The organism is Curtobacterium sp. UNCCL20, from assembly GCF_900101675.1.
GTDB lineage: Bacteria > Actinomycetota > Actinomycetes > Actinomycetales > Microbacteriaceae > Curtobacterium.
In genome coordinates this window covers 1,906,167-1,930,340 of sequence record NZ_FNKG01000001.1, presented here as the reverse complement: position 1 = coordinate 1,930,340, position 24,174 = coordinate 1,906,167, and the positions used below count along the sequence as shown (strand labels likewise).

The window sequence follows — 24,174 nt, the reverse complement described above, 5'->3', positions numbered from 1 at the left end:
CTCACCCGTTCGCCACTAATCCACCCAGCAAGCTGGGCATCATCGTTCGACTTGCATGTGTTAAGCACGCCGCCAGCGTTCGTCCTGAGCCAGGATCAAACTCTCCGTAAAAAAATACAGACCCAACACCCGAAGGCATCAGACCGAGTTGATTCTGACTGTTGACTGTCAACTGACAATCTTCAATCCAAAAGGAATTGCATCATGACCCAGCCGGAAAAACCGACCAGGCACGAGGTCAATCAATAAATTGGCATTGACAATGTGCACGCTGTTGAGTTCTCAAGGACCAGACGCACTCCCCGCTCCACCCCATGAAGGAGCTTCGCCAGAGAGGCTTTGGTTTTCGTTGCCCGGGGAAGAACCGTGGCGGACAAGATCTCCGAGTCTGTGACCCGGTGACCGTCTCGGCCGTTCCGTTCTCCGCCTCAGCGGCAACGAGTGATTACTTTACGCAGAGGTGAACGGGAGCACCAACCCGCCCCACATCCCGGGCGTGTCGGGTCCGCCGATCACCGGAACTGCGGGGATCCGGGGGCTCGCACGGTGCGAGCTTGCCGGCTGGTGCGAGGTCGTCGGCGTGGTGCGGCGCCACAGACCCGCACCGTGCTCGCAACCTCGCACCACGGCGCGGCGGCAGGTGCGGCGGCGGCGGGTGCGTCGGGCGGCGGGCAGCGGGCGGCGGCAGCGGGCAGCGGGCGCAGGCAACGGCGCCGCGCGCACCAGCGCGACCCCGGGAACGACGGAAGGCACGGTGCGGGGTCGCACCGTGCCTCCAGGCTGGGTCGTCGGACCGACGGACCGGACCCGGTCTCGTCTACTCGGCCGCGGCCAACTGCCCGCACGCCCCGTCGATCTCCTTGCCGCGGGTGTCGCGGAGGGTCGTCGGGATGCCCGCGGCGTTGAGCCGGCGGACGAACTCGTCCTGCACGTGCACCTCGGAGGAGGTCCACACGGATCCGGGCGTCGGGTTGAGCGGGATCGGGTTCACGTGCACCCACCCCTTGCCGCGCTTGTTGAGCTTCTCGGCGAGCAGGTCCGCTCGCCACGCGTGGTCGTTCATGTCCTTGATGAGCGCGTACTCGATCGAGACACGGCGACCCGTCTTGACGAAGTAGTTGTGGGCGGCGTCGATCGCCTCGTCCGCCTTCCACTTCGAGTTCACCGGGATGAGCTCGTCGCGGAGCTCGTCGTCCGGGGCGTGCAGGGACAGCGCGAAGGTGACCGGGATGTCCTCGTCGGCGAGCTTGTTGATCGCGGGGACCAGCCCCACCGTCGAGATGGTGATCCCGCGGGCGCTCATGCCGAGGCCGTCCGGCTGCGGAGCGACCATGATCCGCACGGCGTCCATCACGCGCTTGTAGTTCGCCAGGGGCTCCCCCATGCCCATGAACACGATGTTCGTCACGCGCTCGGCGTCGACACGGTCCTGCCCACCCTTGCGCGGGTCGCCCCCGAGCTCACCGGCGGCGATCGCGGCGTTGGCCCGGACGATCTGCTCGATGATCTCGGCGGTGGACATGTTCCGGGTCAGTCCGGCCTGCCCGGTGGCGCAGAAGGGGCAGTTCATGCCGCATCCCGCCTGGGACGAGACGCAGAGCGTGATGCGTCCGGGGTACCGCATGAGGACCGACTCGACCAGGGCGCCGTCGTGCAGCTTCCAGAGGAACTTGATCGTGTCGCCCTTGTCCGTCGCGAGACGCCGGGTCTCGGTGAGGAGCGGCGGCAGCATGCCGGCGACGAGCTCGTCGCGCTGGGCGGCGGGCAGGTCGGTCATCTGCGCCGGGTCGGACGTGTAGTGCGTGAAGTAGTGCGTCGAGAGCTGCTTGGCGCGGAAGCCCGGGAGGCCGAGCTCCTTGACCTTGGCGACGCGTTCCTCGACCGTCATGTCGGCGAGGTGCACGGGCGGCTTGCCGCGCTTCGGGGAGGCGAACTGCAGGAGCGGGCGGCCGGCGGTGTCGGTGGCCTGGGTCCAGCCCTCGGTGCGCGGGCGCACCTGCGGACGAGCAGAACGCTGCTCTTCGAAGGGGGTGCGGGTCTCGGAGGCCATCACTCCAGTTTACGGGAGGACTGGCCGGGGTGCGATCCCACCGCCGACGGCGGTCAGCTGCCGGCGGGCAGCAGGCGCGCGAAGTGGTGTGCGGCCGAGTACATCGGCACGATGTCGACGGGGTCTCCCGGGTGCGGGGCCTGCAGCACGAGGCCGTCGCCGAGGAAGATGCCGACGTGGTCCTCGTTGTCGTACACGACGAGGTCCCCGGCCTTCGCCTCGGACTCCGGGATCGTGGTGGCCGCGGCGTCCTGCGTCGGGACGTAGTGCACCAGCGGGATGCCCACGGCCGCGTACGCCACCATCGTCAGGCCGGAGCAGTCGATGCCCTGGTGGCTCGCTCCGCCTTCGACGTACGGGTCGCCCATGTACTGCAGCGCCGTCGACACGATCGTCGCCCGGTCGCCGCCGGCGGACAGCACCTTCGAGATGGCGTCCTCCGCCTGCTGGGTGCTCACGCCGAACTTCGTCACGATCGTCGGGTAGGACACGATCGTCGTGGTGGTGGTCATGCCGTCGGTCTGGACGACGGGGACCTGGACGTCCCGGGCGACCGTGTACTGCTGCGACGGCAGCGAGGTGGTCGTGCCGTGGTGCGCCTCGGTGGACGGGGTGGCCGCGTTCGCGGGGAGCGCGAGCGTCAGGCTCGAGGTCACGGCGAGGGCCGGCGCGAGGAGGATCGCCGCGCGCTTCGCGTTGGCGGCCCGGCGGACGTGCTTCGGGTCGACGGCGCGCTCGGCACGGAGGACGGCGGAGCGGCTGAGGACGACGGCACCGGCCACGGCGGTCGAGGCGACCGGGCGGGGCTGGGCGAGCGAGACGGTGCGGGCCGGCTTCGTGTGCTCGACGAAGGTGGAGCGGGCGACGGCGGGGCCGAACGCGGAACGACGGCCCCGGGGACGACGGAGCTCGGCAGCGGCGGGAGCCGACGGAGCAGCAGCGGCCGGAGCAGCAGCGGCGGGTGCCACGGGAGCAGTGGATGCGGCTGCGCGCTCGACGACGGCGTCGGGTGCTGCGGGGAGTGCGTGGCGTCCCATGGTTCCTTCCGGGTCGGATCGAGCCGGCCCGAGCGGGTGATCAGGCGACTCGGGAAGATAACGTATTGGTCACGAACCTGTGTTGCCCTGGACGGCATCGGCGCGTTCCTGCGGTTCGTCACAGGATGGGCGGTTCCTCGCAGCCCGCTCAGAACCACGACCGAGCGCCCCGAGAACCGCCCGGGACGCCCCGAGAACCGCGCGGGACGCCCTGGAGCCGACCGTCAGAGGGCCGGCTTCCGCATGACGGCGGCGATCCGCGCCTCCCGGCCGGCCGCCAGCTCGTCGAGACGGGCCGCCAGCGCACGCACCGACCCGTCGACCGGCGCGTCCCCCGAGATGTCCCCCGCGATCGGGTCGCCCGCGCGCACCGCGAGCGGGACGACGCCGGCCCAGACACCGTGGTCCTCGCCGTCGTCGACCGCCTCGCCGACGCCTGCGGCGCGGATCTTCACGCTGGCGCGGTCGAGCGGGAGCTGCAGGACCTGCGTGGCGCGGACCTCCTTCGGGGTCATCTCCCGCACCTCGTCGCGGCGGCCCGGCATGAGGTGGTCGGCGACCTGCCAGAGCGCTTCGGCGCGGAGCGGCTCGGGGACGACGGTCGCGTTCCCGACGACCATCGCGCTCCGGTAGTTCGCGGAGCTGTCGAAGGTCGACCGCGCGAAGACGAGGCCGTCGACGTGCGTCACCGTGGCCGAGACCGGGACCCCCTCGGCGCCGGCGTCGAGGAACAGCCCGCCGCCGGTCGAGCCGTGCAGGAGCAGGACCGGACCGTCGCCGAGGTCCCCCAGCCCGCAGAGGAACGGCAGGACGATCGGGTGGCCGCCACGCACGAAGCCGACGTGCGCGACGACCGCCTCGGTGAGGATCGCGTGCAGGTCGGCCGGGTCGTGGGACTGCCGGTCGCGCAGGCGGCGGACGGTGAGCGAGGGGTCGGACTGGAGGCTCGTGGTGCGCATGCGGGCAACGCTAGGGTCAGAAGTGGTCCGGTTCATGGACCAGATCGGTGGTGGTCCGGTGGACCAGTCGGGGAAGACGGCGGGCGTCGTCGCGCGGGTGCGCGCGATGGTGCAGGACGGGACGCTGACGGCCGGCGATGCACTCCCGTCGACGCGGGCGCTGGCGGCCGAACTCGGGGTCGCGCGGGGCACGGTGGTCGCGGCGTACGAGCAGTTGGACGGCGAGGGCTGGATCCGGACGCGGCAGGGTGCGGCGGCGCGGGTGGCGGCGGGCGTCGCGCCGGGTGTCGCGGTGGGTGTCACCGCGGGTGTCGCGGTGGGTGTCACCGCGGGTGTCGCGGTGGCCCCGGCGCGGGTCACGCCGCGCCGGTCGCGCGAGAGTGCCACCGCGGTCGGCCGCGCGGCGAGCACCACGGAGCCGGTCGACGCAGTGCCCGCGCCGTCCGCTCCCGCCGTGCTCGACTGCCGGCCGGGCATCCCCGCGGTGACGGCGATCGCGACGCGGGACTGGCGCGCCGCCTGGCGTGCGGCGGCCGACGCTCCGCTCCGGAACACACTGTCGGACCCGCTCGGGCTGCCCGGCCTCCGGGCGCAGGTCGCCGCGCAGCTCGGCCTGAGCCGGGGCTTCGCGCCCGCGGTCGGCCGGGTGGTGGTGGCCGGCGGGACGTCGGAGGCGCTGTCGCTCGTGGCCGAGGCGCTCCGGGTCCGCCTCGGTCGCGCACCGCGGATCGCCGTCGAGGACCCCGGCTACCGTTCCGGCCGTCGGGCGATGACGAGCGCGGGAGCCGAGCTCGTCGGGGTCCGGGTGGACGACGACGGCCTCGACGTCGACGCCCTCGCGGTCCTCACCGCCACCGAGCCGGTCGACGCGGTGGTGGTCACCCCGACGCACCAGTACCCACTCGGCTCGGTGATGCCGGTCGGCCGTCGGCACGCACTGCTCGCCTGGGCCGCCCGCACCGGGACGACGGTGGTGGAGGACGACTACGACTCGGAGTTCCGGCACCGCGGCTCCCCCGTCCCCGCACTGGCCGCGCTCGACACCGTGGGCACCGTGCTGCACGTCGGCGGGTTCTCGAAGACGCTCGACCCGCGGCTCCGGTGCGCCTACCTCGTCCTGCCGACCGGTGGGCGACTCGGGGAAGCGGTCGTCGCCGCCCGGACCGCGCGCGGCCCGGTGGTCGCCGAACCCGTCCAGGTCGCGCTCGCGCACCTGCTGCGGACGGGCGCGCTCCGCCGCCACCTCGGCCGGGTCCGGCGGGACTACACGCACCGGCGTGAGCAGATCGCGGCGCGGATCGACGGTGTCCGGGGCCTGGAGGCGCGTGCACTGAACGGTGGACTGCACGCGGTGGTCACGTGGTCGGGTCCCGCGACCGCACGCGCGGTGGTGGCCCGGATGGCCGCGGCCGGGGTCCTCGTGAGCGCGCTCGACGAGTACGAGGTCGATCCGGGCAGTGCCCCGGCGGGCGTGGTGCTCGGCTACGGTGCGCTGACGTCACCACAGCTCGACCGGGCGCTCGATGTGCTGCTCGCCGCGGTCCCGGACGGCGGCGCCTCCGTCAGCTGAGGCGGAGGTGCGCGCGGACCCGCTCCTGCACGGCCTCGGCGTCGCGGTGGGCCCAGAGCGCGAAGTGCGTGCCACCCGGCAGGGTGAGGAGTTCGGCGTCGGGGACCTCGGCAGCAGCACGGGCGCTGTGCGACGGTTCGACGTCGGTGTCCGCATCGCCGTGCACGAGCAGCGTCGGGGTGCGGATCCCCGACAGACCGAGGTCGTCGACGGCGCCGAGGTTCCGGACGTCGTTGTCCCAGCCCGGCCGGTGCCGTCCGGACGTGTTGCCGGTCGTGGCGAGGTCGAGCACGAAGGTCCGGCGGACCGGGTCGGCGAGGACGCCCCGCACGTGCTCGCGGAGCGCCCGCCCCCGGAGGGAACTCACCCCGGCCTCGGCGACGCTGATGACCGCGCCCGGGGCGATCCGGGCGGCGGCACGGGCGAGTGCCGCTCCGACGGCGGTGTGCGTGATGACCAACTCGAGCGGCGCCACGTGTGGCGGCGCCCACCGGCCGGAGAGTCCGGCGGCGACGACGAGCGAACGCACGCGGTGCGGGTGCCGGACGGCGAACCGGTAGGCGGCCGGACCGCCCCCGGACCAGGCGAGGACGGCGACGCGCTCGATGCCGAGGCGGTCCAGCAGGGCCGCGTACCGGTCCGCTTCGTCGTCGAGCGAGGCGTGCTGCCGGTCGAGCCGGGTCCCGAGGTAGCCGGGGCGCGAGAGGGTGACCACCCGGAAGGAGTCCGAGGGCAGGAACCGGGCCATGATCCCGGCCCCGTCGATGCCGCCCGGGGTGCCGTGCAGGACGAGCACCGGTGCACCGTCGCCGCGGACGGCGACCTCGGTCCCGGCCGCGACGTCGGCTGGACACGTCTCGGACTGCATCACCCAACGGTATCCGCGCGACCACGGGACGGACTGGGCGAACGGGGCGGAACCGCCCCGCGCCTCCAGGCCCGCCTGATGGTCAGTTCAGGACCGTCGCCTCCCGTCCGCTGCGGTCCGAACGGCCGCCGACGGCGATCAACCGGCGTCGGCTCCGCAGGGTGTCGCCGGGGTACTCGCCGTAGGTGGCGTAGTACGCCCCGGAGAACCGGCCCATGTGCCGGAAGCCGCACGCGTGCGCAACAGCTGCGACGGACGTCTCGCGGGCGTCGGCGAGCTGGAGCCCGAGCCGCGCCTTCTCGAGCCGGAGGTCGCGGAGGAACGCCGTCGGCGTGCTGCCCTCGTGTCGTTGGAAGGACTCCTGCAGGGTCCGGACGCTCACGCCCGCCGCGGCCGCGATGTCCGTCGCGGCGAGAGGCCCTGCGAAGTGCGCGTACATGAACTCCTTCGCCCGGTCGACGGTGCCGGCCGGCCCGCTGTGGGCGACCGTCTCGTCCACCATCCGGAAGGCGTCGATCGTCGCCTCGGCGAGCCGGAGGTCGAGCGCGGCGCGGTCCCCGTCGACCACGGAGGGGTCGAGCATGGTGGGGGCGACCTCGCGGAGGACCGACAGCAGCGGTGCCAGCCGATCCGGCCCGACCGTGACCCGGAACGCGAGCGGGGTCGGCGGCAGGTCGGTGCCCACCACGGCGACGGCCTCGAGGAAGTCGGCGTCGAAGTGGACGAGGTGCTGGGTCCCCGGCGGAGCCGAGGCGTGGAAGGGCCGGCCGGCCGGGTACATCACCGGGACGCCCGGACGGAGCGTGACCGCGTCCTCCCGGTCGTCGTCGATGACGATGCCACCCTCGACCGACCAGGCCAGGACGTACTGACGGTCCGGCGCCAGGACGCCCCGACGATGCGCGGACACCGACGAGGTGCGGAGGCTCACGCGGCCGTCGCCGGTGGCCCGGTAGCGGAAGCCGAACGGGGTCGTGCTCGGCGCGAACGCCATGTCGCGGCCGTCGTACACCTCGCGGTAGAACTCGAGCGCCTCGGCCGGGTCACTCCCGCTCCGGACGATCTCACCGACGTGCGTCCGGTGGACCTCGGGTTCCGGCGGCCACGCGGTCGCGGCACGCACCGGGGGGTTCACGCGGTGCCCCGTCCACGACCGTTCCGGATGCGGACGAGGTCACCGAGCGAGGGTTCGGACTGTTCGGGCAGTGGCCAACCGCGGCGAGTGGCCTTGCGCAGGTGGCGGTACGTGAGGACCCGGACGGGTTCCACGTCGTCGTTGGACACGTACTTGGTCATCTCTCGTGCTCCCTGATCACGTCGTCCCGCCGCGGAGCCCCCGCTCCTTCCCCCCACAGGACGATCCGCGTGTCGACGGGACGGAAAACGAACCGTTGCCCCGGAAGGTACGCGGGCGACCGCGCCGCCGCGTGCACGGGGCACCCAGCCCGCGCGCTCTGGACTGATCGACAGCGCATCCGTCACAAAGTAGCCTGGTTTTCGACTGTATTGTTCGCGTACAATGCGAACATGTTGATCACCGTCGACCCGGCTGCGAAGGCATCGCTCGCCGAGCAGGTCGCCACGCAGGTCCGGCACGCGATCGCCCGGGGCGAGCTCCGGGCCGGCGAGCGCCTGCCGTCCGCGCGGGACCTCGCGGCCTCGATCGACGTCAACATGCACACGGTGCTCCGCGCCTACGCCGAGCTGCAGGACGACGGCCTCATCGAGCTGCGGCGGGGCCGCGGCGCGACGGTGATCCGCTCCGGCAACGCCTCGTTCGACCGCCTGCGGGCGCTCGTGACGGAGCTCCGCGACCAGGCGGAGACCCTCGGGGTCCCGCTCGACGACCTGTACGCGATGATCAAGGGGGCACGATGACGACACGATCGATGACGACCGGAGCACGGGCGGCGGTGGTCACACCGGGGATCGCGGTGGTGGTGGCCCTGGCGGTCGCGGGGATCACGCTCGGTCCCGGGCTGCCCGGCCGGGTCGCGACGCACTTCGGGGCGGACGGCACCGCCGACGGGTGGGGATCGCCCTGGCCGTTCTTCTGGATCACGGCCGCCCTCGCACTCGCGGCCGCCGTCCTCGCCGTGACCGCGCTCCGCTACCGCGACCGCCGGACGGCCGCGGTGCTCCTGCTGGTCGCGAACCTGCTCGCCGCCGTCCTCACCGTCGCGTGGATCGCGGTCGCGGTGGTGAACCAGTCGGATCGTCCGGCGTTCAGCTGGTGGTGGGCGGTGCTCATCACGCTCGTCGGCATCGCAGTGGCGGCTCCGCCGACGATCGCCCTGGTCCGCGCCGCGCCTCCAGTGGCGGCGCGGGACGTGGAGCCGCTGGTCGTGGCGCCCGAGGGTCGAGTGGCCTGGCGTGCGAGCGTCGGCAGCCGCTGGCTGGCCGTCGTCGGCGTCGTCGCACTGCTCGTCGGGGTCGTGGCGACGTGGGCCACCGCGGTCGCGGACGCCGGGACGGCCGTCGTGACCGGGGTGCTGCTGCTCGTCGCCGGGCTCGCGGTGCTGGCGCTCGCCCGGGTCGAGGTCACCGTCGACCGCCGCGGACTCCGACTCACCTCCACGTGGACGCGGATCCCGATCATGCGGGTGCCGCTCGACCGGATCGAGTCGTGCGGGTACGAGGACGTCTCGCCCGGACAGTGGGGCGGCTGGGGGTACCGGATCTCCGGGCGCGGGATCGCGTACGTGGCGCGGTCCGGCCCGGGGCTCGTCGCGCGGCTGCGCGGTGGCGGCGCGCGGATGGTGACCGTCGCGGACGCCGAGCGCGGGGCGGCGGCGCTCGGGGCGCTGCTGGCGGCCGCGCGCTGACGGACGGCGCGCCTGCAACGTGTGGCGTGCCGGCGTGCCGGCGTGCGGCTGCGCGGCTACAGGCTCGTCATGCCGCCGTCGACGCGGAACACCGCACCCGTGGCGTACGCCGACTCCTCGCTCGCCAGGTAGACCATGATCCCGGTGACGTCGTCCGGGGTACCGGGCCGGCCGAGGGGTGTTCGGGAGACGATCGACGCCCGCGCCGAGGGGTCGCCGGAGATCGCCGACACCAGCGACGTCTCGGTGTAGCCCGGCACGACTGTGTTCACCCGGATGCCGTCGCGGGCGTAGGCCATGGCCGTCGCCCGGACGAGCGCGTGGATGCCGCCCTTCGTCGACGAGTACGCGGCGAAGTCGGCTCCCTCGCCGTTGAGGCCCGTCGGCGACCCGGTCGCGATGATCGACCCACCACCGTTCGCGAGCATCGCCCGGACGGCGTGCTTCACGGTCAGGAAGGTCCCGGTGAGGTTGACCGCGACCGTGCGGTTCCACGTCTCGAGGGACACGTCGGCGACCTTCGCGTCGTGGCCGAACAGCTGGACGCCGGCGTTCGCGACGACGACGTCGGGGCTGGCTCCCCGGGCGGCGAGGGCGGCGTACCCGGACGCGACGCTGTCCTCGTCGGCGATGTCCATCGTGAGCGGGACGGCACAGTCGTCACCGGCGTCCAGAGCCGGGACCGTTGCCGTGGCGGCCCCTGCCCCCGACGCCGCCGCCGCCGCTGCCGCTGCCGCTGCTGCCGCTGCCGCCTCCGCGTCGCGGTCGGCGTAGACCACGCGCGCGCCCTCGGCGACGAACCGGTCGGCGATCGCCCGGCCGATCCCCGATCCGGCACCGGTCACCAGGGCGGTCCGGCCGGTCAGTCGTGCGGTCATGAGGGTGCTCCCGTCGTCGGAGCATCGGCGCTCCGAGATCCATCATTGCGCAACCGGTTGACCGACTGGTAGCAAGAGTCCGTGACCGACGACGAGGTGTGGGACCGAGCGGCCGACGACGAGCAGGTCGTGGAGGCCGGTCCGTGGCGCCTGGTCCTCCGCGGTGCCGAACTCGCCGACATCAGCCACCGCGGGGTCACCGTGCTCCGGGCGATCCGGTTCGTCACCCGCGACCACGACTGGCGCACCGCCGACGACACCGTCCTGCGGCGAACGGTGGAGCTCCCGGACGATGGATCGACCGCCCACGTCCGCATCGCGGCCTCGAGCGCGTACGACGGCGAACCGGTCCTGGAGTACACGCTCGACGTCACGCTCGGCGGCGGCATCGTGCTCGTCGACGCGGTCGGCACCACCACGCGGGCCTTCCGGCGCAACCGCATCGGGCTCGTCGTCCTGCACCCGCCGACCCTGGCCGGGCGAGCGATCACGGTCCGGCACGCTTTCAGCGCACCGACCGACCAGGTCCTCCCGACGTGGATCGCACCGCACCAGCCCGCCACCGACGTGGTCGGCTACGCCTGGACGGTCGACGGCATCGACGCAGATGTGACGCTCGGAGGCGACGGCTTCGAGATGGAGGACCAGCGGAACTGGACCGACGCCTCGTTCAAGACGTACTCGACGCCGCTGTCCGAGCCCTTCCCCGTCGCGCTCGAGGCGGGTACCCGGATCCACCAGAGCGTCGCGCTCGACTGCGGTCCGGCAGGTGCGTTCCCACTGCCGGGAGGCGCGCCCTCCCCCGCCCCGGCCCTCGCGTTGCTGGACGGGCCGGCACCGACGTCCGTGGTCACCGCGCCGCCGACCCTCCAGCTCCTCGCCGGGTCGGCACCGACCGCGCTGCGGCCCGACGACGGCGCGCTCCTGCCCGGTGTCCCGATCCTGGTCGAGCCCGACCTCCGCGACCCGGACGTCGCCGCCGTCCTCGCTTCGGCTCGCCGGGACGCCCGCGGTGCGCCGCTCGACGTCCGGTTCGTCACCGACGACCCGGCGCTGCTGCGCGCCGCGATCGACGACCTGCTCCTGACCGGGCCCGTCACACGGGTCGGCGCGTTCGACCCGTCGTCGCACGTCACCACGCCCGCCCTGCAACGGGCGCTGGTCGCGGCGGCGTCCACCGGTCCGCTCCACGTCGTCGCCGGGACCCGTGCCCACTTCACCGAGCTGAACCGCTCGATCGACCTGTTCCGCGGCTGGGACGGCGCGCTCGCGTTCAGCGTGACGCCGCAGATGCACGATCGCAGCCGCGCCCAGGTGACCGAGTCGCTGCGGATGCAGCGCTGGGTGGTGATGAGTGCCTCCAGGCTGGCCGCCGGCAGGCCGCTCCACGTCGGACCGGTGACGCTCCGACCACGGTTCAACGCCGTGGCGACGGCACCCCGTCGTGCCGTGACCGACGCGACCGCGATGGACGGGTACGGGCCGCACCGGGTGCCGGACGCGACGGACCCAGGGCAGCACACCGAGGCCGCCGGCCGATGGTTCGCCTCGTCCGTCGACGCCCTGACCGTGCCCGGAGTGGCGTCGATCACGCTCGCCGAGGCGTGGGGGCCACGCGGCGTCGTGGTGAGCGACGGGACCCGCTCCCCCGCGGCTGCGGTGTTCCTCCGCTGACCAGCGCCGGGCACGGGGAACGCCCCGCCGGAAGGGGGTCGGCGGGGCGTTCCGGTCTGCGGTGGTCCGGGATCAGCGCTTGACGGCGTCGATCTTCAGCATCTTGGCGATCACGGAGTCGAGCTCGCTGTCGTCGAAGACCTGCTTCCAGTCCTCCTTGATGAGCTTCTCGCGGCCGTAGCCCATCGCGATGTGGCACGCGTCCGAGAACGGGTTCGAGCCGCGCAGGCCGTTCGTCAGCGCGATCCAGGTGTGGCCGTAGAGCATCGCGCGGGCGGCCTCGCGGGGCACACCGACGCCGGTGACCGTCTCCTCGAGGGCGTCGTTGAGGAAGTCGCCGATCATGCAGGCGATCGTCTCGACGAGGGTCGGCTCGAGCACGGCGAGCTGCTTCACCGTGACCCAGTGCACCTGGATGACCGGGGCGTACATGGTCGTGATGACGGCCTCGGCGATCGCCTTGGCGGCGTCGCCCTCGTCACCGAGCGACTCGGAGGCGTCGAAGGCCGCGATGACCTCCTGCGGCGCAGCGATGCCACCGAAGGTGTCGTCCCACTCCTCCTTGGTGGTGCGCTCGAGGAACACCGACGGGTGGCACGGGTGCGCCACGGCGTAGTGGATGTCCTCGCGCTTGGCGAGGAGGCCCGCGTAGGCGGCGGCCGGGTCGAGCGTCAGGATGCTGGCGCCCGACTTCATGACGGGGACGAGCTGCTCCGAGATGCTGCCGAGCAGGACGTCCGGCACGGCGAGGATGACCACGTCGGCGACTTTGGCCGCCTCGACGCTGTCGGTGAGCGACCGGCCGAGGGCCTGGATGCGCTCCTGGCCGGCGGGCGACGCCTCGCTGTAGAGGGTCGTGTACTCGCTCTTCGCGAAGTTGTTCGAGACACGGGTGCCCATCTTGCCGCCGGCACCGATCACGGCGACGGTGACGTCCGCGGTGCCGGAACCGGCAGCGACGGTGTGGGTGGTGATGGCGGTGTCGGTCATGATTCCTTGCTCCTGATGTACTCGATGGTGTGTTCGGTCCACGCCGCCTCGATGCGGGTGGTGGTCTGTGCCGGGGTCTCGCCCGGCAGTGGTTCGGCCCCGGCGTGCTCGTCCTGCCAGGGCAGCCAGAACTCGATGACGCGGTTGATCCCGTGCTCGTCCGGCTCGATGGCGGCGCGGACGGCGTCGTGGTCGAGCAAGCCGGTGCCGGTCGGGACGCCGGTGTACTGGAAGCCGACCCAGCCCGGTGAGCGGGTGAAGGCGGAGTCCTTGACGTGCCAGTTGACGACGTGCGGGGCGGTCATCGCCACGACGTCGGTCGGGTGTTCGAGCCGGGCGACGGTGTTCGCCGGGTCGAGGCAGATCCCGAGGTGGTCGGATCCGATCGCCTGGACGACCGCCACGAGGTCGGCGGTGGCGACGACCTCGTACGTCTCCAGCGCGAGGGTCACGCCCGCGCGCTCGTAGGCGGGCAGCGCCTGGCGCAGGCGTCGTTCGGTCTCGGCCGCGTCGGGCTGGTCGTCGCCGCTCGTCCACATGCTGCGCAGGAGCGTGGCGCCGAGCTGCTCGGCGACGTGCAGGTACCGGGCGAGGTGCTCGGGGCGGGTGCCCCGGGTGCCGACCTCGAGGGTGAGCCCGAGGTCCGCGGCGAGCCCACGGATCGCGGCGAGGCGTTCGTCGCTCGCGGTGTCCAGCGGCAGGTGGTCGCAGATCTGGAAGAGGTCGACGCCGTCGTGGGACGCCGCGTCGCGGAGCGCGTCGCCGAGGGACATCGGCGACGGCACCCGGTCGGACATCCGCCAGAAGTAGGCGTACGTGGAGAGGCCGAGCAGGGAGGTCATGCCGGTGCTCCGTCCTGCGTCGCGGCCAGCGCCTCGGCTTCGTCGAGGATCGTGCGGATCGCGTCGGGGTCGTGGGCGAACCGGCCGAGGAACAGGCCCCCGATGCGGCCCTGACCACGCGTGAGCAGGCCCGGTCCCGCGCTGCCGCCGTAGATCACGGTGCTGCCCGCGAGCTCCGGCCGGGACGCCAGGTGCGCCGCGATACCGGCGAGCACGTCGACGATGTGGTCGTCGGGCGCCGGCTGCGGCGCGCCGATGGCCCAGACCGGCTCGTACGCCACGATGACGGGACCGGCCAGTCCGTCGGCGACGGCCGTCGCGGTGAACCGGTCGAGCTGCGCGGTCACGTCGGCGACCGCGGTCTGACTGGAGGCCCGGGTCGCCTCCCCGACGCAGAGCAGCGGCCGCAGGTGGTTGCGGAACGCGGCGTGCACCTTCCCCGCGATCTCGTCGTCGGTCTCGTGGAACAGGGACCGCCGTTCGGCGTGGCCGATCTCGACGAGGTCGACCCCGATCTCACGGAGCTCACGCCCGGAGACCTCCCCGGTGAACGCGCCCTCGTCCGCCCACGCCAGGTCCTGCGCACCGAGGAGCACCGAGGTGCTCTCGAGCAGGGCGTGCACCGGGACGAGCGCCGGGAAGGTCGGGATGACGAACAGCTCCACCGCGCCGGACTGCACCGCCGGGTGGGTCCGCGCGATGTCGGCCACGGCGCGCGTCCACTCGAGCGTCCGGGCGTGCCCGAAGTACATCTTGAGCGACACCCCGATCGTCAGTGGGGTGGCCGCCGTGGTCGCGGGCATCAGGCGTCGGTCCCGACCGGAGCCGACCCGTCGTAGGCGCAGATCGCGTTGACCTTCTCGGCGCTGGCGCTCGTCGGGTCGAACGTGTAGCCGAGCCACTCCTTCGCCATCCGGCGGGCCACCTCGACGCCGACGACGCGCTGGCCCATGCAGAGGACCTGGGCGTCGTTCGAGAGGATCGAGCGCTCGACGGAGAACGAGTCGTGTGCGGTGACGGCCCGGATGCCCGGGACCTTGTTCGCCGCGATCGCGACACCGAGGCCGGTGCCGCAGATCAGGATCGCCCGGTCCGCCTCGCCGTTCGCGACCAGGCGTGCGGCGTCGACGGCGACGTGCGGGTAGGCCGTGTGCCCGTCGGCGTCCACGCCCACGTCCACGACGGAGACCACGCGGGGGTCCTTCGCCAGGTCGGCCTTGATGACCTCCTTGTAGTCGAAGCCGGCGTCGTCCGAACCGACGACGATGCGGAACTGCTGCTCACTCATGCGGGTGTGCCTTTCGTGTGGGGGTCAGGCGGGGACGGCGATCGTCGCCAGGACGGCGTCGGTGATGAGCGCGAACGAGACCGCGCCGGCGTCCGGGGTGCCGACCGCGTCCTCGCCGTGGGTGCGGGCGCGGCCCATCCGCGGCAGCAGGTCGGCGGTGGCGTCGGCCGCGGTCTGGGCGGCGGCCGAAGCGACGGACCAGGCGGCCACCAGGTCGTCGCCGGCCGCGATGCGGGCGGTGAGGACCTCGTCGAAGGGGACGAGCGCGTCCACCATCGTCTTGTCGCCCGGGACGGCGCCGAACGCGAGGACGGCGTCGGTGGCGGCGTGCACCGCGCTCTGGACGGTCGCCGTCGTCGGACGCGACTCGTTCCCGACAACGCGACCCAGTGCCTCCAGGGCGGCACCCCAGATCGCACCGGACGTGCCACCGGCCCGGTCGGACCAGGCGTCTCCGGCGACGGCGAGGACGCTGCCCGCACCGGCGCCGCGTGCTGCGGCATCCTGCGCGGCGGCGTCGGCGGCGGTGGAGCCGCGCTGCATGCCGATGCCGTGGTCGCCGTCGCCCGCGACGGCGTCGATCCGGCCGAGCTCGTCGGCGTGGGCGTCGATGGTGCGGCGGATCGCCGAGACGGCGTCGGCGACGATCCGGGCCGACACCTGGGACTCGGCGGTGCCCGGCGTCACCGGGACGACGGCGCCGGCGGCCAGCTCCTCGTCGGAGACGCGCTGCTGCGGGACCGCGCCGCCCTTGCGGAACGCGGGGGTGTCGGCGGGCGCTGCCCAGAGCTGCTCGAGTTCGTCGTCGAGCCAGAACAGGGTCAACGAGACTCCGGCCATGTCGAAGCTCGTGACCAGTTCGCCGACCTCGGGCTCCACGACCACGATGCCCACCTCGGTCAGCTTCCGCTGCACGGCGCCGAAGACGACGAAGAGCTCCTCGTACTTCACCGAGCCGAGGCCGTTGAGGATCGGGACGACGCGCTGGCCGGCGGGCGCAGCCACGCGCTCCGGCAGCTCCCCGAGGAGCTTGTCGACCAACAGGTCGGCGAGGCCGTCGGCGGTGGGGACGTCGGCCTCGGCGATCCCGCGCTCACCGTGGATGCCCATCCCGATGGCCATCCGGCCCTCGGGGACGGTGAAGAGCGGTTCGTCCGCGCCGGGCAGGGAGCAGCCCGAGAACGCGACGCCGAAGCTGCGGGTGCGGGCGTTGGCGCGCTCGGCGACCGCCGTGACCGTGTCGAGGTCGTCCCCGCGTTCGGCGGCGGCACCGGCGACCTTGAAGACGCAGAGGTCCCCGGCGATGCCGCGGCGCTTGTACGCCTCGTCGGCGGGCGCGGACGCGACGTCGTCGGTCACGCGGACCGTGCGGACGTCGATGCCCTGTGCCTCGAGCGCCCGGGCGGCCGCGTCGAAGTTCAGGACGTCGCCGGCGTAGTTGCCGTAGGAGAGGAGGACGCCGCCACCGTGCTCGGCGGCCTTCGCGACCGCGGTCACCTGCTGCGCGGACGGGCTGGCGAACAGGTTCCCCATCGCGGCACCGGCGGCGAGGCCGTGCCCGACGAGGCCACCGAACGCCGGGTAGTGGCCGGAGCCCCCGCCGACGACCAGGGCGACCGTGCCGTCCGGGCTCGTGGTGGCGCGGGCGACGCCGCCGTGGACCTTCCGGACCCACGCCCGGTTCGCCGCGACGAACCCGTCGACCATCTCGTCCGCGAAGTCCGCGGGGTCGTTGAACAGGCGGGTCATGCTCCGGCCTCCTTGGCGACCGCGGTCTCGGTCGCTGCGACGCTGGGCGCGGCTGCGGTGCCGGCTGCGGCTGCGTCGTTCCGCTTCGTGTTCCGGCCGAGCACGAACATCAGGACGCTCGAGAGCACCATGAAGAACCCGACGATGAACATCGGCACCTGGTACCCACCGGTCCACTCGCTGACCGCACCCGTGATGTACGGGGCCGCGAAGCCGCCGAGGTTGCCGATCGTGTTGATGAGGGCCACGCCCGCGGCCGCTGCGGCACCGGTGAGGAACTGCGTCGGGACCGTCCAGAAGTTCGGCAGCGCGGCGAAGATCGAGCAGGCGGTGATCGCGATGACGGCGACGGTGGCGGCCGGGCTGTTCATGAAGAGCGCCACCGGGATGCTGAGGCCACCGACGAGCGCCGGGACCGCGATGTGCCACACCCGGACCCCGCGACGGAAGGCGTCACGCGACCAGAAGTAGAGGACGACCGCGGCGGGCACGTACGGGATCGCCGTGATGAGGCCCTTCTGGAACAGGTCGAACGTGGTGCCGAACTGCTCCTGGAAGCCGTCGATGATCGTCGGCAGGAAGAAGCTCAGCGCGTAGAGGCCGTAGATGAACCCGAAGTAGACGGCGGCGAGCATCCACACGCGGCCGGAGCCGAACGCGGCACGGAGTCCGCCCTTCGCGTGGCCGTCGCCGGTCTTGGCGGTGTTCTCCTTCGCGAGCGCGGTCTCGAGCCACACCTTCTCGTCCTCGTCGAGCCACTTCGCCTGGGACGGCTTGTCGCGCAGGACGAAGAGGCAGAGGATGCCGACGATGATCGCCGGGATCGAGACGCACAGGAACATGAAGCGCCAGCCGGCCAGTCCCCCGAGCAGGCCCTCGTGCGTCATCAGCCAGCCGGCGAGCGGCGAACCGATCACGCTGGTGAGCGGCTGCGCCAGGTAGAACAGCGCGAGCATCTTGCCGCGGTGGCGTGCGGGGACCCAGGTGGACAGGAAGAGGATCGCGCCCGGGAAGAAGCCGGCCTCGGCGACACCGAGCAGGAAGCGCAGGCCGACGAGCTGCGGGTAGTTCTGCACCCACGTGAAGAGCAGGGACACGAGGCCCCAGGTGATCATGATGCGGGCGAGCCAGACGCGGGCGCCGAACTTGTGGAGCGCCAGGTTCGACGGCACCTCGAGCACGAGGTAGCCGATGAAGAACACCCCGGACGCGAACCCGAACTGGGCGGCGGTCAGACCGAGGTCCGCCTCCATGCCGTTCGGGGCCGCGAAGGAGATCGCGGTGCGGTCGAGGAAGTTGATGAAGAACATCAGTGCGACGAACGGCACGATGCGGATCGCGATCTTGCGGATGGCCGTCTTCTCGACGACCGAGGTGGGGATGCCTCGCGTGGCGGGGATGTCCACGATGACTCCTGCTCGGTGGGGGTGGTTCGGCTCCTCGCCCGGCTGCTGCGCCCGGCACGGAGTGGACGCCTCGGTGCGTCGGGAACGAGTCTGCGACGATCGAGCCAACTTGTCAACCGGTTGACCATTCGGCGCGGGAGACACGAGGCGCATCCTGTGCTCGAGTTGCGTCCGCGCGGTGATCCCAGCGTCCAGCCGCCCTCCCCGTGAACCGGTTGACCGACCGGTACGCTCACTGCATGCCCGCGTTCAGTGAGAACGACCCCCTCAACATCCGGCTCGAACTGGAGTCCGTCCCGGCCGGGTCCCCCGCGTCCGAGGTCGCCCGACAGCTCGTGTCCCTGCTGACCGCCGGCGACCTGGCCCCCGGTTCGCGGCTGCCGGCGGAGCGCGTGCTCGCCGAACGGCTCGGTGTCGGACGGTCGGCGGTGCGCGAGGCCCTGGCCGCGCTCGAGATCCTCGGCATCGTGCAGGTCCGCCCCGGCTCGGGCACGTACCTGCGCGGCGGGACGTCCGAGCTGCTGCCGACGACGCTCTCGTGGGGGCTCATGCTCGCGTCGAACCGGACCCGCGAACTGCTCGAGATCCGGTCGTCGCTCGAGCGGACCGCCGCGATCCTCGCCGCCCAGCGTGCGACGCCGGCGCAGCTCGAGGAGCTCCAGACCTACATCGACCGCCAGCAGACGGCGCTCGACGACCCGGACGCGTTCATCGACGCCGACGTGCGGTTCCACGTGCTGCTCGCCCGGGCCGCGGGGAACGACGTCCTCGCCGATCTGCTGCAGAGCCTCCGCTCGATGCTCAGCGTGTGGGTCGGCCGCCGGGTGCGGACCCGCCAGGCGACCGAGGCGGCGTACGACGAGCACCGCGCGATCCTCGAGGCGCTCCGGGCCGGTGACGTCCTCGCCGTGCAGCGTGCGATGGACGAGCACATGGCCACGGCGAGCGCCCGCATCGAGAACGCCGAGCCGGTCCCCGACGACGAGGCCGCCGCCCGCGCGTAGCCGTCGCGGCTGGCCGAGACTCGGGCTGAGCGACAGTTCTCGCGCGCTGGAGCCCGAGGAGTGTCGCTGAGGCCGAGACTCGGGCCAGCCGCGGGCCGCCTACGACGAGCGGAGCAACGGCGCCACGAGCGGCTCGAGCCACCGGCTGTACGCCGTCGACATGTGCGTCTGGTCGCGGTACACCAGCTTGTCCTGCACCACCACCGGGCACCCGTCGTCGGTGCAGAACCAGTCGCGCGGCTCCACGGTCGACACGCCCGCGGCCCGCACGGTGTCTGCGACGTCCTGGTGCCGACCGGAGACCGCGTAGGCGTGCTGCTCGGCCTGGTTGCACTCCTCCACGGTGTCGAGGTGCTCGGCGACGCAGGACACCGCGTCACCCTCGGGCACCGGGGTGTCGAGCATGTACACGGTCTTCAGCCCCGCGGCCTGCATCGTCGCCGCGGTCTCGGCGGTGCCGTCCGCCCACGTGGTGTTCGACACCTGCTTGCCGGGCACGTTGTCCGACTGCGCCATCACGACGAGGTCCGGGTCGAGCGCCTGGATCCGCTGCATCGAGGCGTCCCGCCACTCGGGGCACTCCGTGTAGGTGCGCTTCAGCGAGGAGTTGAACAGCTCGACCTGCTGGGCGACCGGGCACGCGGCCTTCGTCCAGGCGACGACCTTCCAGCCTTCGGACTTGCCGGCCGCGTCGAACGCGGGCAGCCACTGCTGGGCGTGCGAGTCACCCCAGAGCACCACGGTCCGGGCTCCGTCGGGGTCGCCGTAGACGCAGGCCTTCTGCTGGATCTGCAGGTAGCCGGCGTGGCAGCCGTTGTCGGTCGAGTCGGGCTGGTCGTCGGCGGCGTCGGTGAGGCTCGGCGTGAGGTTCGCCGGGACGTCCCGTTCGGCGAGGGCGGACTGGATCGTCGTCTGGATCTCCTTCGTGTTGCCCTGGTCGAGCGACGCGGCCTGCACGGTGCCGCCGCTCCCGACGAGTGCGGGCACCGAGAACACGACCACCACCGCGGTCGCCGTGGTCACCGCTGCGGCGGCCGCTCCGACCGCGGCCCAGCGGATGCGCTTCCACCGCGCCCGGGCCGAGGGCGACTCGATCAGGTGGTACGTGATCGTGGCGACCCAGAGCGCGACCGCCATCACCTCGAGCTTCTCGAGCCAGCCGAGGTCGCGGTTCACCATCACCGGAACGAGCACGACCATCGGCCAGTGCCACAGGTACCAGCCGTAGGACACCTTGCCGATGGCCTGGAACAGCTTCCGGCCGAGCAGCGACTCCACCGAGCCACGCCGGTACACGCCGCCGCCCGCGATCACGGCGCAGGCACCGAGCACCGGCAGCAGTGCGGCGGTGCCGGGGAACGGCGTCTCGTCGGAGTACAGGAACGCACTCGCCAGGATCGCGCCGAGGCCGAGCCAGGTCAGTCCGATCTGCAGGGCGCCCGGGATCCGGGTGACGTACCGCGCGCCGATCGCGAGGAAGGCTCCGGCAGCGAGTTCCCACGCCCGGGTCTGCATCGAGAAGTAGGCCAGGGGCGAGTCGTGGGCGGTGATCGTCACGGACGCCCACATCGACACCCCGAACACGAGCGTCACGACCGCGGCCATCGCCAGGCGGCGGTGCCGCTTCCACAGCACGATCGCCAGGGTCAGCACGAGCGGCCAGAGCAGGTAGAACTGCTCCTCGACGCCGAGCGACCAGAAGTGCTCGAGCGGCGAGGCCGGTCCGTCGGCCGCCTGGTAGTCGACGCCCTGCGCGGCGAGCCGGTAGTTCAACGAGAAGAACGTCGCGGCGACGCCGTCCCACGCCACGCTCGACGCGCGGAGGATCGAGTCGAACAGCCGGGTCGCCACCACGGTGACGGCGATCACGAGGAGCGCGGTGGGCAGCAGCCGCCGGATGCGTCCGGCGTAGAAGGCGCCGAAGTCGACGCGGCCCTTCCGCTCGACCTCGCGGAGGAGCTGCCCGGTGATGAGGAACCCGGAGATCGCGAAGAACACGTCGACCCCGACGTACCCGCCGGTGATCACCGGCGCACCGGTGTGGTAGATCACCACGAGCAGGACAGCGACCGCGCGGAGCCCCTGGATGTCCGGCCGGAACACGCGCGGACCGACCGCCTGCGGACGCTCGGCCTGCACCGGCTCCTCGACCGGGGCGGCGGTCGCCGGCAGCGCGACCGGGTCGAGCCGCTCACCGAACGCGGGCTGCTCGGGCCTGGAGGCGCGGCTCGGCTCCGGCAGGGTCCCGACGGGTGACGACGGGGTCACCGCCGGCGAGAGCGGCGGTGCCGGCAGTGCGGGATCGGCGACGTCCGCCGCTGCGATGGCGGCGAGCGCGGGGGTGGGAGCCGCACCGTGGACGGCGCCGGCCGGCCTGCGGGCGGTGAGTCGCGCCTCCCGGCGGTCTGCTCGTGCCGCCCTGCGGGCCGCACGCCTCGGCGAGGACGGGACCGACAGGAACAGCATCGGCACCTGCACGTACGCGTGGATCGCGGCGAGGACCCACATCGCCCAGAGCATGTCCAAGCCGTACCGGACCGTGGCCCAGGCGAGCCCCGACCAGGTGACGAGGAGCGACGCGGTGACCGTGATCCGCATCACCCGGGCGATCTGCGTCCCGAGCGGGGTCGTGACCTTCTTCGCGGCGCCCGTCGGCACCCACTCCTTCGTCCTCCCGGTCAACACGTGCACGATCGCGACGGCGTGCGCGAACGAGTACAGCGACTGGATGCGGAGCACGTCGATGCGCCAGCGCGACTTGTACATGATCGGGACGACGACGAGCCACATGACCATCGCGCCGAGGAGCCACACCGAGTTCTGCGGCATGATCCACTGCGGCAGACCGAACAGCATCACGAGCCCGGGCAGCGGCGACAGGAACACGTTCACCGCGGTGGACATGTAGTAGAGGAAACCCGACCAGAAGCACATCCGCTGCCGGAGCGTGATGTGCGGGTTCTCGTGGAAGGTCGTGTCCGCAAGGAGCGACATCGATCCCGTGCACCAGCGGTACTGCTGGTTGAGGAACGACGCGAGGTCGTCGGGGCACATGCCCTTCGACACCAGGATCGGCACGTACCGGACGAGGAACCCGACGCGCATCAGGTTGACGCCGGTGTGGACGTCCTCGGAGTGGCCGATCTGGGCGAAGCCGCCGGCCTGCTCGAGTGCCGCGCGGCGGTAGATCGCGCACGTGCCGACGCAGATCGCGGCGTTCGACCGGTCGCGGGCGGGCTGGATCCAGCGGTAGAACAGCTCCTGGGTGGCGCCGGCGGTGCGCTGCAGCCAGTGCATGCCCTTCCGGGCGTCGAAGAACTGCGGCGACTGCACGATGCCGAGACCCTGGTCGTCGAAGTACGGGACCAGCTCGTGCAGGTAGTCGGCGCGCGGCACGAAGTCGGCGTCGAACACCGCGATGAGGTCCCCGTCGGACCGCTCGTAGCCGTGCCGCAGGTTTCCGGCCTTCTTGAGGTGGCCGCGGTCCGGGCGGACCTCGTAGCGGTAGCCGTAGCGGCGGGCGAGCTCGGCGACCTCGGGGCGGTCCCCGTCGTCGAGGACGTACACCGTCAGCGTCGTCGGCCAGCGGAGCTTCGACACCCAGTAGTAGGTGTTCTCGAGGACCCGGATCGGCTCCCCCGCGGTCGGCAGGAAGACGTCGACGGTCGGGTAGCGGTCCGGCTGCCACTGCTGGACCCGCTCGATGTGGTCGCGCTTCCGGAAACGCTTCCGACGGGAGCTCGTCACGAGCGAGACGCACAGCGTCAGGCAGTACAGCGTCGTCGGGATGAGGAAGAGGAGCAGGCCCGGGGCCGACGTGGAGAAGCGCCAGATGCTCGAGGCGATGAGGGCGAACGCGGCGGCCTGGGCGAACAGCATCCACCGGTGCTGCGGTCCCATGTACCAGTACTTCTCGCGGTCCGTGGGCGGGGCGGGGAGGTACTGGGACTCCCCGGCGGGCGCCCGCGTGGTCGTCGTACTGTGCGTGGTCTGCGCGTCGTGGCGCGCGTCGACCACCGTGTCCGTGGACGTCATGTCGGGCCTTCCCCTGGTTCAGGCGTGACGAGATGGCGTTGCAGTGGTGCGGGTACGGTGCGGGTGCTGTGGCGCGTGTTCGCGTTGTTCGATGGTGGACGGTGCGCGGCCGTCGTGAGTGACCAGGGGGTTACCAGGACCTGGCAGTATGCCCCTCGAACGGGGGACGTGCTGCCCGTCCGGGCGCCGGTTCGGGGGTGGCATCGGCAGCGGGCTGCTGATCGTGGCTGTCCCCCTCCTGCTCACGGCGCCGCCCGTCGGTCGTCGCGGGCACCGGATTCCTTGCTGGTCCGGCAACGGACCTTGTCCGAGCGGCGCAGTGCGGAGTGGACTGTGCGGATGCAGGCTCACGACCACACCGCCTCCGGATCTCCCCACGACTGGTGGGAGGCCCGCTACGCCGAGCGCGACGGCATCTGGTCCGGACGGGTCAACGCCGTGCTGGCGTCGGTCGCCGGCGGACTGCGGCCGGGGCGTGCCCTCGACCTCGGCTGCGGTGAGGGCGGCGACGTCGTCTGGCTCGCCGAGCAGGGGTGGGAGGCGTCCGGGATCGACCTCTCCGCGACGGCGGTGGAGCGGGCGACGAGGGCCGCGCACGCCGCGGGCGTCGCCGAGCGGACCGCGTTCGTGGCGGAGGACCTCGCGACGTGGTCCCCCACGGGGTCGTTCGACCTCGTCACGGCGTCGTTCCTGCAGTCGTGGCCGGTGGCGATCCCACGGGCCGAGATCCTGCGGCGAGCGACCGGGTTCGTGGCTCCCGGCGGGCACCTGCTCGTGACGGCACACGCCGCACCGCCGCACGGGGACCTGCCGGAGGAGCTGCGGTCGTACCGGTTCCCGACGCCCGCCGAGGACCTGGACGCGATGGAGCTCGGCGACGGGTGGGAGGTCGTCGCCGCCGAGCTCCGGCCGCGGACGGCGACGACGCCCGAGGGGACGGCGCACGAGACCGTCGACAGCGTGGTGGTCGTCCGCCGTCGGTGACGCGGCGCGCGGGGT

The 24,174-nt window shown here is 72.5% G+C and carries 20 protein-coding genes and 1 rRNA gene; 6 read left to right on the top strand and 15 right to left on the bottom strand.

Annotation, left to right across the window (positions count from 1 at the left end; genetic code table 11):
• The 4 genes from BLT36_RS09315 to BLT36_RS09300 form a co-directional block, all read right to left on the bottom strand.
• Positions 1-111 (bottom strand): 16S ribosomal RNA (locus tag BLT36_RS09315); the annotation flags it as partial.
• 706 nt (positions 112-817) lie between these two features.
• Positions 818-2,050 (bottom strand): dual-specificity RNA methyltransferase RlmN, encoded by a 1,233-nt coding sequence (gene rlmN, locus BLT36_RS09310; protein ID WP_092094155.1) that lies wholly within the window; start codon positions 2,048-2,050, stop codon positions 818-820.
• A gap of 53 nt (positions 2,051-2,103) precedes the next feature.
• Positions 2,104-3,087: a C40 family peptidase gene (locus tag BLT36_RS09305; protein WP_092094153.1), complete on the bottom strand. Its 984-nt coding sequence runs from the start codon at positions 3,085-3,087 to the stop codon at positions 2,104-2,106.
• Between the two features lie 224 nt (positions 3,088-3,311).
• On the bottom strand, positions 3,312-4,046 hold the full coding sequence (locus BLT36_RS09300) for a pyridoxamine 5'-phosphate oxidase family protein (RefSeq protein ID WP_092094151.1): 735 nt from the start codon (positions 4,044-4,046) through the stop codon (positions 3,312-3,314).
• A gap of 22 nt (positions 4,047-4,068) precedes the next feature.
• Here BLT36_RS09300 and BLT36_RS09295 point away from each other — a divergent pair, with 22 nt between their 5' ends.
• On the top strand, positions 4,069-5,616 hold the full coding sequence (locus tag BLT36_RS09295) for a MocR-like pyridoxine biosynthesis transcription factor PdxR (protein WP_139166418.1): 1,548 nt from the start codon (positions 4,069-4,071) through the stop codon (positions 5,614-5,616).
• Here the strand turns inward: BLT36_RS09295 and BLT36_RS09290 are convergent.
• From BLT36_RS09290 to BLT36_RS18725, 3 genes are all read right to left on the bottom strand, one after another.
• A complete protein-coding gene (locus BLT36_RS09290; protein WP_092094147.1) occupies positions 5,609-6,484 on the bottom strand; it encodes an alpha/beta fold hydrolase in 876 nt (291 codons plus the stop codon). The two genes, BLT36_RS09295 and BLT36_RS09290, sit on opposite strands and share 8 nt — an antisense overlap.
• Positions 6,485-6,566: 82 nt before the next feature.
• Positions 6,567-7,619 carry a helix-turn-helix domain-containing protein gene (locus BLT36_RS09285; RefSeq protein ID WP_092094145.1) on the bottom strand — a complete coding sequence of 351 codons (1,053 nt, stop codon included), beginning with the start codon at positions 7,617-7,619 and terminating at the stop codon, positions 6,567-6,569.
• A complete protein-coding gene (locus BLT36_RS18725; protein WP_175529555.1) occupies positions 7,616-7,780 on the bottom strand; it encodes a hypothetical protein in 165 nt (54 codons plus the stop codon). The genes BLT36_RS09285 and BLT36_RS18725 overlap by 4 nt, the downstream gene beginning before the upstream one ends.
• Positions 7,781-8,011: 231 nt before the next feature.
• On the opposite strand from BLT36_RS18725, the gene BLT36_RS09280 reads away from it, so the two are divergent.
• Positions 8,012-8,362, top strand: coding sequence for a GntR family transcriptional regulator (locus tag BLT36_RS09280; protein ID WP_092094143.1), 351 nt, complete (start codon positions 8,012-8,014; stop codon positions 8,360-8,362).
• Positions 8,359-9,309 (top strand): DUF1648 domain-containing protein, encoded by a 951-nt coding sequence (locus tag BLT36_RS09275; protein WP_092094142.1) that lies wholly within the window; start codon positions 8,359-8,361, stop codon positions 9,307-9,309. Before BLT36_RS09280 ends, BLT36_RS09275 begins: the two co-directional genes overlap by 4 nt.
• A gap of 56 nt (positions 9,310-9,365) precedes the next feature.
• On the opposite strand, the gene BLT36_RS09270 is transcribed toward BLT36_RS09275, so the two are convergent.
• The gene (locus tag BLT36_RS09270; protein ID WP_092094140.1) at positions 9,366-10,187 is read right to left on the bottom strand and encodes an SDR family NAD(P)-dependent oxidoreductase; all 822 of its coding nucleotides are present in this window, start codon (positions 10,185-10,187) and stop codon (positions 9,366-9,368) included.
• Between the two features lie 81 nt (positions 10,188-10,268).
• Here BLT36_RS09270 and BLT36_RS09265 point away from each other — a divergent pair, with 81 nt between their 5' ends.
• Complete coding sequence (locus tag BLT36_RS09265) at positions 10,269-11,861, top strand: D-apionate lactonase family protein (protein ID WP_092094139.1); 1,593 nt, start codon at positions 10,269-10,271, stop codon at positions 11,859-11,861.
• A gap of 72 nt (positions 11,862-11,933) precedes the next feature.
• Here the strand turns inward: BLT36_RS09265 and BLT36_RS09260 are convergent, their stop codons facing one another.
• The 6 genes from BLT36_RS09260 to BLT36_RS09235 are packed head-to-tail and all read right to left on the bottom strand — an operon-like array spanning position 11,934 to position 18,136.
• Positions 11,934-12,851, bottom strand: coding sequence for a phosphogluconate dehydrogenase C-terminal domain-containing protein (locus BLT36_RS09260; protein WP_092094137.1), 918 nt, complete (start codon positions 12,849-12,851; stop codon positions 11,934-11,936).
• Positions 12,848-13,693 carry a sugar phosphate isomerase/epimerase family protein gene (locus BLT36_RS09255; protein ID WP_092094136.1) on the bottom strand — a complete coding sequence of 282 codons (846 nt, stop codon included), beginning with the start codon at positions 13,691-13,693 and terminating at the stop codon, positions 12,848-12,850. Before BLT36_RS09255 ends, BLT36_RS09260 begins: the two co-directional genes overlap by 4 nt.
• Positions 13,690-14,496, bottom strand: a complete 807-nt coding sequence (locus tag BLT36_RS09250; protein WP_092094134.1) for a triose-phosphate isomerase family protein — start codon at positions 14,494-14,496, stop codon at positions 13,690-13,692. The genes BLT36_RS09255 and BLT36_RS09250 overlap by 4 nt, the downstream gene beginning before the upstream one ends.
• Positions 14,496-14,981: a ribose-5-phosphate isomerase gene (locus tag BLT36_RS09245; RefSeq protein ID WP_092094132.1), complete on the bottom strand. Its 486-nt coding sequence runs from the start codon at positions 14,979-14,981 to the stop codon at positions 14,496-14,498. The genes BLT36_RS09250 and BLT36_RS09245 overlap by 1 nt, the downstream gene beginning before the upstream one ends.
• 24 nt (positions 14,982-15,005) lie before the next feature.
• Entirely contained in the window at positions 15,006-16,730 is a 1,725-nt protein-coding gene (locus BLT36_RS09240; protein ID WP_092094130.1) for a dihydroxyacetone kinase family protein, read from the bottom strand.
• On the bottom strand, positions 16,727-18,136 hold the full coding sequence (locus BLT36_RS09235) for an MFS transporter (RefSeq protein ID WP_092094129.1): 1,410 nt from the start codon (positions 18,134-18,136) through the stop codon (positions 16,727-16,729). The genes BLT36_RS09240 and BLT36_RS09235 overlap by 4 nt, the downstream gene beginning before the upstream one ends.
• 239 nt (positions 18,137-18,375) lie before the next feature.
• On the opposite strand from BLT36_RS09235, the gene BLT36_RS09230 reads away from it, so the two are divergent.
• Positions 18,376-19,140, top strand: coding sequence for a FadR/GntR family transcriptional regulator (locus tag BLT36_RS09230; protein WP_092094127.1), 765 nt, complete (start codon positions 18,376-18,378; stop codon positions 19,138-19,140).
• Between the two features lie 99 nt (positions 19,141-19,239).
• On the opposite strand, the gene BLT36_RS09225 is transcribed toward BLT36_RS09230, so the two are convergent.
• The gene (locus BLT36_RS09225; RefSeq protein ID WP_092094126.1) at positions 19,240-23,175 is read right to left on the bottom strand and encodes an SGNH hydrolase domain-containing protein; all 3,936 of its coding nucleotides are present in this window, start codon (positions 23,173-23,175) and stop codon (positions 19,240-19,242) included.
• A 339-nt stretch (positions 23,176-23,514) separates the two neighbouring features.
• Here BLT36_RS09225 and BLT36_RS09220 point away from each other — a divergent pair, with 339 nt between their 5' ends.
• The gene (locus BLT36_RS09220) at positions 23,515-24,159 is read left to right on the top strand and encodes a class I SAM-dependent methyltransferase (protein ID WP_092094556.1); all 645 of its coding nucleotides are present in this window, start codon (positions 23,515-23,517) and stop codon (positions 24,157-24,159) included.
• The last annotated feature ends 15 nt before the right edge of the window (positions 24,160-24,174 follow it).

Bases quoted from the DNA above. Each gene is read 5' to 3' on its own strand.
- rlmN (WP_092094155.1), bottom strand. From the start codon at position 2,050: ATGGCCTCCGAGACCCGCACCCCCTTCGAAGAGCAGCGTTCTGCTCGT.
- BLT36_RS09305 (WP_092094153.1), bottom strand. From the start codon at position 3,087: ATGGGACGCCACGCACTCCCCGCAGCACCCGACGCCGTCGTCGAGCGC.
- BLT36_RS09300 (WP_092094151.1), bottom strand. From the start codon at position 4,046: ATGCGCACCACGAGCCTCCAGTCCGACCCCTCGCTCACCGTCCGCCGC.
- BLT36_RS09290 (WP_092094147.1), bottom strand. From the start codon at position 6,484: ATGCAGTCCGAGACGTGTCCAGCCGACGTCGCGGCCGGGACCGAGGTC.
- BLT36_RS18725 (WP_175529555.1), bottom strand. From the start codon at position 7,780: ATGACCAAGTACGTGTCCAACGACGACGTGGAACCCGTCCGGGTCCTC.
- BLT36_RS09280 (WP_092094143.1), top strand. From the start codon at position 8,012: ATGTTGATCACCGTCGACCCGGCTGCGAAGGCATCGCTCGCCGAGCAG.
- BLT36_RS09275 (WP_092094142.1), top strand. From the start codon at position 8,359: ATGACGACACGATCGATGACGACCGGAGCACGGGCGGCGGTGGTCACA.
- BLT36_RS09270 (WP_092094140.1), bottom strand. From the start codon at position 10,187: ATGACCGCACGACTGACCGGCCGGACCGCCCTGGTGACCGGTGCCGGA.
- BLT36_RS09260 (WP_092094137.1), bottom strand. From the start codon at position 12,851: ATGACCGACACCGCCATCACCACCCACACCGTCGCTGCCGGTTCCGGC.
- BLT36_RS09255 (WP_092094136.1), bottom strand. From the start codon at position 13,693: ATGACCTCCCTGCTCGGCCTCTCCACGTACGCCTACTTCTGGCGGATG.
- BLT36_RS09250 (WP_092094134.1), bottom strand. From the start codon at position 14,496: ATGCCCGCGACCACGGCGGCCACCCCACTGACGATCGGGGTGTCGCTC.
- BLT36_RS09245 (WP_092094132.1), bottom strand. From the start codon at position 14,981: ATGAGTGAGCAGCAGTTCCGCATCGTCGTCGGTTCGGACGACGCCGGC.
- BLT36_RS09240 (WP_092094130.1), bottom strand. From the start codon at position 16,730: ATGACCCGCCTGTTCAACGACCCCGCGGACTTCGCGGACGAGATGGTC.
- BLT36_RS09230 (WP_092094127.1), top strand. From the start codon at position 18,376: ATGCCCGCGTTCAGTGAGAACGACCCCCTCAACATCCGGCTCGAACTG.
- BLT36_RS09225 (WP_092094126.1), bottom strand. From the start codon at position 23,175: ATGACGTCCACGGACACGGTGGTCGACGCGCGCCACGACGCGCAGACC.
- BLT36_RS09220 (WP_092094556.1), top strand. From the start codon at position 23,515: ATGCAGGCTCACGACCACACCGCCTCCGGATCTCCCCACGACTGGTGG.